Origin of the sequence: Candidatus Litorirhabdus singularis (assembly GCF_026262625.1) — a bacterium.
In the GTDB taxonomy this organism is placed as follows: domain Bacteria; phylum Pseudomonadota; class Gammaproteobacteria; order Pseudomonadales; family Halieaceae; genus Litorirhabdus; species Litorirhabdus singularis.
On record NZ_SHNN01000001.1, the window covers coordinates 740,293 to 752,694 of the forward strand.

At 51.3% G+C, this 12,402-nt stretch carries 18 protein-coding genes; 2 read left to right on the forward strand and 16 right to left on the reverse strand.

Going from position 1 to position 12,402, the window contains the following annotated elements; translation table 11 throughout:
* Window positions 1-10: 10 nt before the first annotated feature.
* The 16 genes from EYC98_RS03290 to EYC98_RS03355 all read right to left on the reverse strand — a co-directional run bounded on the left by EYC98_RS03290 (window position 11) and on the right by EYC98_RS03355 (window position 10,045).
* Complete coding sequence (locus tag EYC98_RS03290; protein WP_320415544.1) at window positions 11-376, reverse strand: cysteine hydrolase family protein; 366 nt, start codon at window positions 374-376, stop codon at window positions 11-13.
* A 90-nt stretch (window positions 377-466) separates the two neighbouring features.
* Window positions 467-658 carry a DUF6356 family protein gene (locus EYC98_RS03295; RefSeq protein WP_279243875.1) on the reverse strand — a complete coding sequence of 64 codons (192 nt, stop codon included), beginning with the start codon at window positions 656-658 and terminating at the stop codon, window positions 467-469.
* Window positions 642-941 (reverse strand): hypothetical protein, encoded by a 300-nt coding sequence (locus EYC98_RS03300; protein WP_279243876.1) that lies wholly within the window; start codon window positions 939-941, stop codon window positions 642-644. Before EYC98_RS03300 ends, EYC98_RS03295 begins: the two co-directional genes overlap by 17 nt.
* A gap of 198 nt (window positions 942-1,139) precedes the next feature.
* Window positions 1,140-1,571, reverse strand: coding sequence for a hypothetical protein (locus tag EYC98_RS03305; protein ID WP_279243877.1), 432 nt, complete (start codon window positions 1,569-1,571; stop codon window positions 1,140-1,142).
* A gap of 120 nt (window positions 1,572-1,691) precedes the next feature.
* On the reverse strand, window positions 1,692-2,018 hold the full coding sequence (locus EYC98_RS21710; protein ID WP_420887166.1) for a sulfotransferase domain-containing protein: 327 nt from the start codon (window positions 2,016-2,018) through the stop codon (window positions 1,692-1,694).
* A 100-nt stretch (window positions 2,019-2,118) separates the two neighbouring features.
* Window positions 2,119-2,619, reverse strand: coding sequence for a GNAT family N-acetyltransferase (locus tag EYC98_RS03310; RefSeq protein WP_279243878.1), 501 nt, complete (start codon window positions 2,617-2,619; stop codon window positions 2,119-2,121).
* A gap of 41 nt (window positions 2,620-2,660) precedes the next feature.
* Window positions 2,661-3,245 carry a hypothetical protein gene (locus EYC98_RS03315; protein ID WP_279243879.1) on the reverse strand — a complete coding sequence of 195 codons (585 nt, stop codon included), beginning with the start codon at window positions 3,243-3,245 and terminating at the stop codon, window positions 2,661-2,663.
* 68 nt (window positions 3,246-3,313) lie between these two features.
* Window positions 3,314-3,799: a hypothetical protein gene (locus EYC98_RS03320; RefSeq protein WP_279243880.1), complete on the reverse strand. Its 486-nt coding sequence runs from the start codon at window positions 3,797-3,799 to the stop codon at window positions 3,314-3,316.
* Between the two features lie 86 nt (window positions 3,800-3,885).
* Entirely contained in the window at window positions 3,886-4,251 is a 366-nt protein-coding gene (locus EYC98_RS03325) for a VOC family protein (RefSeq protein WP_279243881.1), read from the reverse strand.
* Between the two features lie 101 nt (window positions 4,252-4,352).
* Window positions 4,353-4,862, reverse strand: a complete 510-nt coding sequence (locus EYC98_RS03330) for a GNAT family N-acetyltransferase (RefSeq protein WP_279243882.1) — start codon at window positions 4,860-4,862, stop codon at window positions 4,353-4,355.
* Between the two features lie 90 nt (window positions 4,863-4,952).
* Complete coding sequence (locus EYC98_RS21715; RefSeq protein ID WP_420887159.1) at window positions 4,953-5,351, reverse strand: GFA family protein; 399 nt, start codon at window positions 5,349-5,351, stop codon at window positions 4,953-4,955.
* A gap of 111 nt (window positions 5,352-5,462) precedes the next feature.
* Window positions 5,463-5,843: a hypothetical protein gene (locus EYC98_RS03335; RefSeq protein WP_279243883.1), complete on the reverse strand. Its 381-nt coding sequence runs from the start codon at window positions 5,841-5,843 to the stop codon at window positions 5,463-5,465.
* 84 nt (window positions 5,844-5,927) lie between these two features.
* Window positions 5,928-6,422: a hypothetical protein gene (locus tag EYC98_RS03340; protein ID WP_279243884.1), complete on the reverse strand. Its 495-nt coding sequence runs from the start codon at window positions 6,420-6,422 to the stop codon at window positions 5,928-5,930.
* Window positions 6,423-6,663: 241 nt separating this feature from the next.
* Window positions 6,664-8,550 carry a DNA topoisomerase IV subunit B gene (gene parE / locus EYC98_RS03345; protein ID WP_279243885.1) on the reverse strand — a complete coding sequence of 629 codons (1,887 nt, stop codon included), beginning with the start codon at window positions 8,548-8,550 and terminating at the stop codon, window positions 6,664-6,666.
* A 182-nt stretch (window positions 8,551-8,732) separates the two neighbouring features.
* Window positions 8,733-9,563, reverse strand: coding sequence for a 3',5'-cyclic-AMP phosphodiesterase (gene cpdA, locus EYC98_RS03350; RefSeq protein WP_279243886.1), 831 nt, complete (start codon window positions 9,561-9,563; stop codon window positions 8,733-8,735).
* Window positions 9,560-10,045, reverse strand: coding sequence for a DUF1249 domain-containing protein (locus EYC98_RS03355; RefSeq protein WP_279243887.1), 486 nt, complete (start codon window positions 10,043-10,045; stop codon window positions 9,560-9,562). The genes cpdA and EYC98_RS03355 overlap by 4 nt, the downstream gene beginning before the upstream one ends.
* Window positions 10,046-10,266: 221 nt before the next feature.
* On the opposite strand from EYC98_RS03355, the gene EYC98_RS03360 reads away from it, so the two are divergent.
* Both EYC98_RS03360 and EYC98_RS03365 read left to right on the forward strand, forming a co-directional pair.
* Complete coding sequence (locus EYC98_RS03360) at window positions 10,267-11,715, forward strand: TolC family outer membrane protein (protein ID WP_279243888.1); 1,449 nt, start codon at window positions 10,267-10,269, stop codon at window positions 11,713-11,715.
* Window positions 11,716-11,780: 65 nt separating this feature from the next.
* The gene (locus tag EYC98_RS03365) at window positions 11,781-12,398 is read left to right on the forward strand and encodes a class I SAM-dependent methyltransferase (RefSeq protein WP_279243889.1); all 618 of its coding nucleotides are present in this window, start codon (window positions 11,781-11,783) and stop codon (window positions 12,396-12,398) included.
* Window positions 12,399-12,402 lie beyond the last annotated feature (4 nt).

Sequence of the window (12,402 nt, forward strand, 5' to 3'; positions counted from 1 at the left end):
ATGGCCGCAGCTAATGGGCAATAATGTCGTCGGTACAAATGATATTGGCGTTGAGCACCTGCATTGCCGCCAAAGCGTTTTCGTGCAAGCTTGCATCTAACGTAGCACACGCATCATCAACTACGAACACTGTATATCCCAGGTCAAGCGCTACCCTTGCTGTATTCTCAACGCAAGCATGGGTGAGGACACCAACGATGACAACTTGCTCTACTCCCTTTTCGAGCAGAAACCCATCGAGTGGGGTGTTGATAAACGCGCCACTTCTGGATTTTTGTAGGAGTAACTCGTCTTTCTGTGGCTTGAAGGCAATAGTTAAAGACGCGGCGCGGTAATCTGTGTGAGTTCTGCGTCTTGTTATAGCTAGGATGGATATATTGCATAGCCACCTTTTAGCCCGCCTTGCAAAATATTATCCCCACAGAACAATGAGAATACGTTGCCTTGCTATATGGCTGATACACGACTATTTCCTACCCTCTGCCAATGAAGATACCAGCTCACTTGCGCTTGTCTCATAACTTCCCGGCACTAGACCGTGCACAAATGCCATTAACGCCGCTTTGAGGCAACGAAGGCTGTAGTTGAAAGCCACGGATTGATGCTCAAAATAGTCTTCGCCGACTTCTTCCAGATGCGATTTACTTGATTCGAACATTTTTTATCTCCGGAAGTGCTTTGATTCTTTCCAAAGCACGCTTTAGGCGTGATAACTCGTTTGCTTCTCCGTGCTCCATATCTACCACAATAGTAACCTTGTCACTTAGCGTCTCCCGCGGAATCTCTTCGTACGCGTCCCATTGCTTTAGCTCTATTTGTCCTACCTGCCCAAATTCTTTTAGTGTTTCAATAATAGCCGCAATAGTTGATTGCGCTTCCGGGCTTTCTGAGGATACATCGCTCGCGAAAACCGCAAAGTCGGTGAATCCTTTTGTCAGCAAGGAAATTATCCCAGTAGCCTTTTATAACTCCTCAGGCAACCGTTCCCAGGATCACCAGGAGACCAGTAATCAATAGCACTCCGACTTGAGTATTCTTTGCCTCACTCATCGCCTCTTCACTCCTATGATCTGCAAACGGATGCTGCTGAAGCCAGCGTTATAGGCGCGAGCTTGCGAGCGGCCCTATTAACGCTCTTGTTATGCGCGTCCCCACCTACACAATCCCCAACCTGCACACAAAGCCAGAGTCGCTACACCGAAGGTAAACACATTCAAGTCCAGCCCTATAATGGTATGGCCAATACCTCCTTCATGATCCGATAGCGCACCGCCATACAACCCGATAGTTAAGCCACTTAGAAAAAAGGAACCGTAAACAATGGCGCCAAGTACTCCCGCGAGGTTTTCACTAAATTGAGAATCTACCTTACGAAACCAAAGTAGATAGAGGGCTAGCAGGCCGACACTAGAAGCAAGCCCCAAAAGCCAAACCGTATGCACTCGTGCATGGGGCATCCATCCAGGGTGAAAAACATGGGTATCGGTAGCAAGATCAGCTAGAGGTGGGATGAACGTGAAAACCGCTATTGCCAGTGTCATCAATATTTTTCCGAGCGTGTTCACACTCATAGTCTCACCTCTTCAGCCGGCACACATCAAACCTAAAGCAGCAGCGCGCTAACGCGTCCAGCCGCGGGGTGGCATTGCTGCCTTGACCTGTTATGCAATTTTGGATGGGGCGAGTAATTCTCATAGAATTTCACCCGTTGCGAGCCACTGGGCACGTTCACTACTGAGCTCTTTTATAGCAAGAGGCTCATACTTAGAAGCCTCCTCTGCGCTTAGGACATTAGGCCAACGACCGTTCGTTCCTCTATGAATGAAAGTTTTTGCACCTCCCTCCCAAAACGGCCACCAGGGATGACCATTTTTATCGAGCCAGTTATGGTAGTTATGACTTATCGATGATGGTGACATTTTCGCCACTTCCACTCCTTCATCGCCATTGAACAATAGCTGAGAAATCATCTGCTGCAACCAGGCTGTACCCGATTTGGCATAAGTTGAAACGACAATATCGTCGTCTCAAAATTTTGGTCGTTCCAGATTGTGGAATCAAAATGATGATTTTGAAACTCTCGGAGTGTGACTGGCGCGCGCAGTGTGCTTGGCCTTGTTATGTTTTTTTGCACAGCATCACTGTGTTTCGTGATCCTGACGACCTCTTCTTAGGATCGTGGAAAGTGTCAACTATCTCAAATCCCGCTTTTCGCATCATCCCGGCTGAGGCCACATTGTCTTCATGCCGCTCAATGTAAACAGAATCACACCCATCTCTGCTTGCCAGAGATACTGCTTCCAACAAAAGATCGCACCCTAAACCTTTGCCGCTGTGTCTGGCGCTTACGACAACATCGTTGATGTATGCAGTTTGCGCCAGCAACGAGTATTTCTCCACCTTACCAGAACAAGCTCCTCGAAAAATGAGCACCGAAAAGCCCACTATGCGATCACCCTCTGCAAGAACAGCAATGGCTTTCTCCTCCTTGATTAGACTGAACTGGTGATCAATGCTCTCGTGCGTCAGGTAATTCCATTCGTTGGGGCCTTCTTCCAATAAGAGTGCCCGCATATCTTTGAAATCAACGTCGTTCAGTTTTCTCGAGTGTACCTTCAATCTCCTCGCACCCTGCACACAGCTCGCCTTGTTATGTTCAGTCACTCTGCCAACAAGCCTGCGTTCATTCGAACCAGCCCTGCTGAAGTCGATATCTGTTGCATGAACATTTCTATCTCAGCGTCACTGCCTGGATCAAAAGACAAAATCCCAGCTTTTGGAGAGGATGGCATTCGGATCTCGCTGGTAAAGATATAAGCGGTCTTACCTTCAACCAAAACGCTCATGTCTGTAAACGCGCCATAAGGTTTGCCCACTATTTGCGCACACATGACGCGACCAACGTACGCGTTACCACCCGAATCCAACGGAAACTTCTCAGGGCCGTTGTAAAGCACATCCGTGCAAGCGGACCTAGCTATTCTGAAAATAGACTTAATGTACTTCTTGGAGGATTGTTTTTTGGGAAGCTCGAGTTTCTGCTTTACAAGAAGCCATTTCGCACTTTCGATGTCTTCACCCTCACGCACCCACTCCTTTAAGTAGTTTTCTGCATCATATTGATGCGTGACTAGCTGCCAGTCGTATTCTGAAGGTAAAGACACTGACTCACTTTCTGAGTCTTGCGCATTAGCTTGTGCCACTACAAAAATAAACAAAGCAATCAGTGCTCCGAATTTACGCATTACTTCACTCCTGTCTATTACGTTCAGCGCAAAGGAGCATATTTATGCGCTTCCTGTCACGCCGCTTGTTAGGCATCACCTACGAGGCCAACGTCATCAGCCGAGATCATCGACTGCACCAGAATGTTAAATCGGGGACTGAAGTGGTTTCGACTTGCTTTCCAGTGCTCCAACAGTCCTTGATCTGCACCAATAACCATCGTGAAATACGCAAGTTGTCCTAGCCAGATTTCTTCATCCAACGCGTCACTTAGAAATTGGAAATGAATAAACTGCCATTGCCGTAGTACGTTTACGTAGAAAACCCTGAGTCTGAACTCTTCATTTTCTGTGAGCACTGCGCGTGTTCGACCCTTGATAAGCAAACCAGAAAAATCTGCATCTCCAGCAATTAACATTTCTATGTCTGCGAAGCTGGTATTGAAATTGCTCGCAGCTTCCAGTTGAGTAGCAACTGTATTCTGCTTAAGTTCATAAGCAAGAAACACAATGCCCGCAAGCACCCCAATATTTGCGACCAGAATGAGCCACTTATTGACAGTATCAAGCTTCATGCAATTTTCCCTCTTAAACCTAACGTCTCAAGCAGAGGCGCGCGTTAGCGCGTCCAGCGACGAAGTGGCTTTGCTGCATCGACCTGTTAAGCATTGGTCGTATAGAAACATATTTTATTTTTGTCTAAATCTCTTGCGTAAGCCGAATGCATATTAGAGCGTATTCCAGGCTCTCCTTCAGATATACCTCCCAAATCAAGAGTTTTTTTATGTAATCGATTAACCTCTTCAATAGAATCGACATGAAAGCCAAGCATAGTGCCATTTCCGTTTGATGCTGGGTTTTCGTCGAACGGCTCTGCTACGGAAAACATAAAGTCTTCGTTACCCCATAGCGCCATTCGTCCTTCCTCGTTAATTTTATTTAACCCAGACCCATCAAATAATTCATCATAAAACGCCACTGCCTTCTCTTTATTATTTGTTCCAAATACGAAATAGTTCATTTTCATGGTAAATACTCTAGATAACTAGGAGGCTTAACGCCGCGGTAAACGGCGGCGCTTTAACGACGTCCGTTAGAGGCCGGACCGGAAGAAATTTCAACGCCTTGTTATGCGTCGCCATAGAATGCCTCATGGAAAGAGAATTGACCCTGAGCAACACCAGATGATAACTGTTTTAGCATAAAAAACTCAGCTGGCTCATTCGAAGGCGCATTTTCTGGCGCCAACTGAAACCCGAATTTCTTATAGTACGCAGGATTACCCGTGAGAATGCAGCCGAGCGCGTTCATACTTTTTAGTTGGGCCAGGCCATTTTCGATCAAAGCACGCCCTACGCCTTTGCATTGCCGCTCTGGAATAACAGATACAGGACCCAACGCAAACCACGGGCATGAGCCATCGCTTGTCGTTGCTGGAGAGAATGCAATGTGGCCAACGACCTCTTCTTCAATGACCGCAATCAAAGACAGCGTTAGCGCATTCGCGGATCTTAGGCGATCAATGACGTCCTGCTCATCTCCGCCAGCGTAAGGCATGCCACGGAACGCACTGACAGTAATTGAACGAATAGAGTCGCAGTCAGCCGCACATTCTTTACGTATAAGCAGTTCAATCATCGCTACTCATGACTCCGCGGTAAAAGGCCAGCCGTGCAGTGGCGAGTCCAACGGAACGTTGAAGGCGTGGCGCGATTTTTCATCGCCTTGTTACTCATTTTTGTGCCTCTCAAATTGAGGATAGCTATCGATAATTTCGTACCATGACGCTTTTGATGCCGAGAATATGTGATATTTGTTCTCACAGATAAAAGGAGTTTCCACGGAGCCTATTCGTAGACGCTTGATATGGGGTAGATCCTTTCGTGCACTGTACAGAGGACTGCCGCAATTCGAACAAAATGCCCTTACCTTGTTCTCGTTGGACTCCAACTCCCTGATAAATTCCTTACCCGATATTTCCAATTTATCTGCGTCAATAGGACTATTCGTGGCAAAGGCGCCTCCTTGAGCTTGCCGGCACTGCGAACAATGGCAGATTGCAATCTCACAGATATCACCATGATAGGTGTAACGGACTTTGCCACACAAACAGCCACCCTGAATCATTCGAACTCCCGATGTGATGCATAACGCCGGAGTTCAACAGCAGATTTGCAGCGCGCAGTTTTTGGGCAGGCAAAAAGTGTGACCTGTGAATATGTCCGCTGCAACGATTTGTTAGGTGTTGTTACTTGCATCGTCTTTGTGACCCTTAAATACAAACACGATCGTAGCGATGGTACCTAATATCCATACTGCGGTTCTGAGCACGACTATGGCTAGAACTACTTTACTTTCTGAAGATACACCTAAATTTAGGTCAAACTGTTGTGAAAACTGCACGGCACCCAAGAGCATCAAATATAAAAGCACGGACACAGCTGTATAGAGAGTTGCGATCATATACTGAAGTGATCTGGCCAGGCGGTGCCCTGCAAGGTACGAGGCAATAATAACGGCAAATGTAATCGTTATCCAAAGTTCGAACTGCGCGTTGACGCCACCAGTCACTACATCATAAAGCTGGATTAGTTCCTCATTGGTCAGTTCTTCATGCATATGGATAGCCTCCTAGCGCAAAACGAACTGGAGGCGTAGCCCTCCGGTTCCGTGCCTTGTTATCGGGTATTCCACCATGCCCGCCTAGCTATCCACACCAAGAAAGCCAGGAGCTTCTGTATTAGCGACGCTATCAATCGACGCTATAAACGCTTTTGTGAACATCGAGTTTCCCTTATCCGTCTCCCAGGCTTCTGCCATGACCGGGTTGTTTAGGATAGCCTTGGCATATCCTCTTCGAAGCTCCCACACCTCCGCATCAAGAATACCGGATGAATAAAGTGCAAATTGTGCCTCCATCCTCTGAAACCAGCCCCTGCAAAAACGATGTGCCAGATACTTCTCATAGGCAGACAACTCACCTGGGTCAGAAAGCACCTTGTATATAAGCTCGCTGACGGTGCCTCCGTTTCCCAGTATTTCATTTACCTCCACAAATGAAACCTGAGCATCCCACACTGCCCTAGACCTCATGACTCGGACATTGTCTCGAGTTTGAATTGCGAGATAGGCGAGCGTTATTAGTACGGCCAGCGCACCAATCACCTCGGCGAAAGCAATAATCGCGTCCCAGTTCATACCGGTCCCTCTCGCAGCTTCGCTGTGACTTCCCAGAACCCGTAACAGCGCATTAGACGTTGGGGTGGCGTGATAAGAAACGTCAGAGTGACGCATAACTTGTCACCCTCTGATGTAACCTTTGGTTGACCAATGCCACGCATACCGCCTTCCCCCCCCTCTTCGCTGACCACAACCATACTCGCCAAAATTTATCGGCTCTACTGTCTACGGGGCTGGCGCCTCCATAATCGGCGTTGGGCTAAGGCACTTCAGCCAGCGCGCCTTTCTGCTCCAGCCAGCTCTTACGGTCACCGGCGCGCTTTTTGGCCAACAGCATATCCAGCATCCCATTGGTGTCATCACCAGATTCCAGTGATAGTCGCACCAGACGTCGGGTGTCCGGGTCCATGGTGGTTTCACGTAGCTGCGGTGGGTTCATTTCGCCCAGGCCTTTAAAGCGCTGGACGTTGACCTTGCCGCGCTTTTTCTCGGCCTCAATGCGGTCCAGTACTCCCTGTTTCTCGCCTTCGTCTAGCGCGTAGTAAACTTCTTGCCCAACATCAATACGATACAGCGGCGGCATGGCAACAAACACATGACCAGCGGTCACTAGCGGTCTAAAGTGGCGCACGAACAAAGCACAGATCAAAGTCGCAATATGCAGTCCATCGGAATCCGCATCGGCGAGAATGCACACTTTGCCGTAGCGCAGGCCACTAAGGTCATCGCTGGCTGGATCAACTCCTAGCGCCACAGAAATATTGTGTACTTCCTGCGAGGCGAGAATTTCCTGTGAGTCTACTTCCCAAGTATTGAGAATCTTGCCACGCAGCGGCAGTATCGCCTGAAATTCCCGGTCGCGCGCCTGTTTGGCCGAGCCGCCGGCGGAGTCCCCTTCCACCAGAAAAAGCTCGCCACGGCTGGTGTCTTGACCCGAGCAGTCGGCCAGCTTTCCTGGCAGCGCGGGCCCGGATGTAATCCGCTTGCGCTCTACTTTTTTGGCTGAGCGCAATCTTGTCTGGGCGCGGTTGATGCAAAGTTCGGCAATCGATTCGGCTTCTTCTGTGTGCTGATTCAGCCACAGGCTGAAAGCGTCCTTGGAGACGCCCGAAACAAAGGCAGCCGCTTCACGGGACGACAGGCGTTCTTTAGTCTGGCCTGAAAACTGGGGGTCCTCAAGTTTGGATGACAACACGTAGGCGCAGCGATCCCAGATATCGTCCGGCGTCAGCTTGACTCCACGTGGCAGCAAATTGCGGATTTCACAAAAGTCGCGCATGGCATCTAACAGGCCCGTTCGCAAACCGTTAACGTGGGTTCCACCCTGAGCAGTAGGTATAAGGTTCACGTAGCTTTCTGCGATAACCTCGCCACCCTCAGGCATCCATTGGATGGCCCATTCCACAGCCTCGGTGCTGCCACTGAAGCTGCCGACAAAGGGATGCTCTGGCACCACTGGAAAATCGATGGTGGCGTCCATCAAGTAGTCGGTCAGGCCGTCTTCGTAGTACCACTCCTCAGTCTCATTCTTGGCTTCGTCCTTGAACTTGACCCGCAACTTGGGACACAAAACGGCCTTAGCACGTAGCACATGCTTGAGCCGTGGTACTGAAAAATTGATGGAGTCGAAATACTTGGGATTTGGGGTAAATTTGACGGCTGTGCCGGTATTGCGCTGACCGCAGCTATCGATGACCGCTAGCGGAGTGGCGGTTTCGCCGTCGTTAAATTCCATGCGGTAAACGCTGCCGCCGCGGCGAATGGTGACTTCAAGGCTGCTGGACAGTGCATTGACGACTGACACGCCGACACCGTGGAGGCCGCCGCTAAATTGATAGTTCTTGTTGGAAAATTTGCCACCCGCGTGCAGAGTGGTGAGGATAACTTCTACGCCGGGTTTTTTCTGCTCCGGGTGCAGATCAACCGGCATCCCGCGACCATTATCGACGGCGGTCAGTGAGCCATCCTTGTGTAATACGACGCTGATTTCGTCAGCATGCCCTGCCAGCGCCTCGTCGACGCTGTTGTCGATGATTTCCTGCGCCAGATGGTTGGGTCGGGTGGTGTCGGTGTACATACCCGGTCGCTTGCGCACTGGTTCAAGGCCGGTGAGGACCTCGATATCTTCGGCGTTGTATTGGCTCATGCGTGTCGTTTTTCTCTTTGGGTGTGTTGGCCGGTGTGGCTTGGCGTGACCGGTATTCTGGCCGAATGAATTCGACCCCACAAGGGTTGTGGGGTATTTGGTCGAATGAATTGGGGGCCACAGGGGTTGTGGGTGACTTGGTCGAATGAATTCGACCCCACAAGTGGTGCGGGGGCCTGGGCTTATGCGTAGCCGGTGGAGTTCAGGTCAATGCCAAAGTCGACCCCGGTGACTCGGGAGACGCCGGTATCTATGGTGCCGTCGGGGTGCAGGTCTAGCCAGCGGTAACCGGGTGATTGACCGTCAACCCGGAATTCTTCGCTGAACTGGGCGAACTGGATGCACGATGATGGGGTCGACATCAGACGTACGCCATTACGTTCGGTATCAATATGCTGGTGCACATGCCCCCAAAGGACACCGCGGACAGCGGCGCAGCTATCTATGATGGCAAAGAAGTCGGCGGAATCAGCTACCAACTGCTCGTCGATCCAGGCCGAGCCGACTTTAACGGGCTGATGATGTAAGCAAACCAGTACCTGCAGGTTGTTGGCCTGAGCATCGGCCAGGCAACTTTGCAGCCAATCCAGCTCTGCCTGACCCAAATGGCCACCGACTTTGCCGGGCATTTGCGAGTCGAGCAGCACTATCTGCCAGTTGCCGGCATAGACAACCCGCACCAGGGCACCCTTATGCCCCAGCTCCTCTATCATGGCGCCGCGCTCATCATGGTTGCCCACCAGCCAGACACTGTCATCGGCCAGTTGCGCAAAGTAGTCACGCGCGCGCTGGTAGGCCCGGCGACTGCCATGGTCCGAAATATCCCCAGTGCCAAGGACCAGGTCGATCTGCTCGCGCTCGCTCTTTACCAAAGCCAACACATGCTGCAGTGTAAAATCGGTATCCAGGCCCAGCAGAGTACCGCCCTCACTCTCATTGAGGTGGGTATCAGTGACCTGCACCACACGCAGTACCGGTGACGCCACTTCCAGATCCAGCCGCTCCAGACTCATGAAACGTCGTCTGCTCCCCCGGCGAGCCCGGTCAGCAGCTCAGCGCTGTGACCTTGTGCCAGACAATGCGCGAACCACTCGGCCAGAAACTGGTTGAGCTGCGCTTTTTCATCCCGCGCCAACATGCCGGGATTAGGGTATTCGTAACGTGGGGCTATCTGCCGTTGTGATTGAAAAGCCGACACCTCGACCATTTTGGCATCATGGTAAGCGCGTAGCTCAAATCGCGCCGAAAGCAGCCAGGGTTCAGCAGCAGCGGGCTGATCAATTTTGAATAGGGTGGTATAACGACAGCGCTCTATAACGTCCAGCCGCACCCTTTGCCCACCGTTGAGCAAAAAATCACGGGTATTGGTCGTCTCGTAGTCCGGAAACAGCTGCAGCAGGCGCCGGTAGTTACTCTCACAGGTAGCGTGCAACCCGGACAAATCCACCGAATAGCGTTCTCGCTTCTGTTTCAAGCTCTTGAATATCTGGCTCACCCGCTTACTGCCTCTTATGCCGCCGCCCATACCCTTGCCAGCTGGCTACAGAGAATCGTACGGTTTGCTTTAAAATGAGTGCGAAAGTGTAGCATCTTGGAGATTCTAAAATCCGGACATATTCCATGTTTTCAGAAGGTCGGGCTACACGGTATGATAGGCGCGAAGCTTGAACTACACCTGAACCCCACATAATCAAAATGCCCCAAAGGTCTTCCTTTATGAAATCAGTTGCGCCGGTATTCCTAGCCTGCCTTTACCTCTCGTTTACTGCCGGCTCTCAGGCAGACACCTTGCAGGAAATATATGAGCTGGCGCTGGAAAATGATGCTCAGCTACGCGCGGAAGAAGCCGTGTATCTCGCCAACAAAGAATCGATAAATCTCGGCCGCGCCGCGCTGCTGCCTCAGATTAACGCCAACTACGACTACACCAATACTGACCGTGACACTGACGCTGAATCTATTGATTTCAACGAAGACTCGGGTGCCTTTGAGCCCATCAATACTTTTACCAATATCGATGCCGACCGCGAAGGTTACGAGGTTTCACTGAATCAGGCTATTTTTGACCTGCCCGCGTGGTTCAGCTTTCAGTCAGGCAAGGAACAAAGCCGTGAGGCAGAGGCCATTTTCGCCTCCGATCAACAAAATTTGATCGTCCGGGTGGTCGGGACTTACCTGGGCGTATTGCGCGCCCAAGATAACCTGCTCGCCTCAGAAGCGCGGGAAACCGCCTTCAAACGGCAGCTGGAGCAGACCCAGCAACGTTTTGAGGTAGGTCTTATCGCTATCACCGACGTGCATGAATCTCAGGCGGCCTATGACCTGGCCCGCGTTGACCGTATCGTCGACGAAAATGACGTCAATGTTGCGCTGGAAGAACTGTCGGTACTGACGGGCCGTTATCACTCCAATCTTCACCTACTGTCGCCAGATTTCAAGGTAAGCCCGCCGGTACCGGCAGATCGGTCCGAATGGGTTGATTTTGCGCTGGAGAACAATTTTCAACTGGCAGCAGCGCGCTATAGCGAAGAAGCCGCGCGCCAGGCCGCCAAAGCCAATAAGATGGAACACATGCCTAAGGTCAGTGGCAGCTTGGGCTATTCAGACTATGAAACCGACGGTGACCTGACCCGCAACCCAACCTCACTGTTTGATTTGTCACCCAATCAACAGGAAGAACAGCAAGTTATCCAGCTGCGGGTTGATTTGCCCCTTTACAGTGGTGGTGCTATCAGCGCCCAGCGCCGTCGCGCGGCGCAAAACTATAACGCCAGCAGAGAGCAACGTATCAACCTGATGCGCAATACGGTTACCAATGCACGCTCCCTGCATATGACCGTGATGAGTGACGTATCGCGGGTATCCGCGCGCCAGCTCAGCATCACCTCATCGCAGAGTGCGCTTGACGCTACTACCGCCGGCTACGAAGTCGGCACACGTAATATCGTCGATGTACTGGATGCTCAAAACATACTGTTTGCAGCGCAACGGGATTACGCCAATGCGCGCTACGACTACATCACCAATATCCTGCTGCTCAAACAGCAAGCGGGCCTGCTTAGCCCTGAGGATATATTACGCCTGGAAGAATTCCTGATTGCGCCGTCGGCACCCACAGCGACACGCCGCACTGATTCACCCTATCCCGAAGAAGCCGCTAATTAAGCCTGTGACTCCGCGCGGCCGCACCAGTGGCGGTCGCTCTACTACCCCAATGGCCAAACAATCCCATGAGTTTCAATAGCCCCATAGACCTGAGCCTGCTCAAAGGCTTCCTCGCCGATGATGAGGCCAACGCACTCTACGAGGCCGCTGTGGGTGCCAGCTCCCTGGGACCGGTACTGGAGATAGGCAGCTACTGTGGCAAATCTACCATTTGCCTGGGATTGGCCTGCCAACCGCGTGGCAGCACCGTGTTTGCACTCGACCACCATCGCGGTTCAGAAGAGCATCAGCTGGGAGAATTTTTCCACGACCCCGAGTTGTATAACGAGTCAGAACAGGTGTTTGATACCTTTACCGAGTTCCGTCGCAATATCAGCGCCGCCGGGCTCAACGATACCGTGCTGCCAGTGGTGGCCTCTTCAGAGCTGGCTGCAAGACACTGGAACACGCCGCTGGGTATGGTGTTTATCGACGGCGGACACAGCCTCGATGCCGCGCTAACCGACTACCGCTGTTGGGCTGGGCATGTGTTGCAGAATGGGATACTGGCCATTCATGACGTATTCCCGGATGCCGCAAAAGGTGGCCAGGCACCCTACGCCATATACCGCATGGCGCTGGCTTCGGGCTTATTCACTGAAATCGAGCGCGTCAATACGTTGGCGCTTTTGCGTAGACTTTAGATTA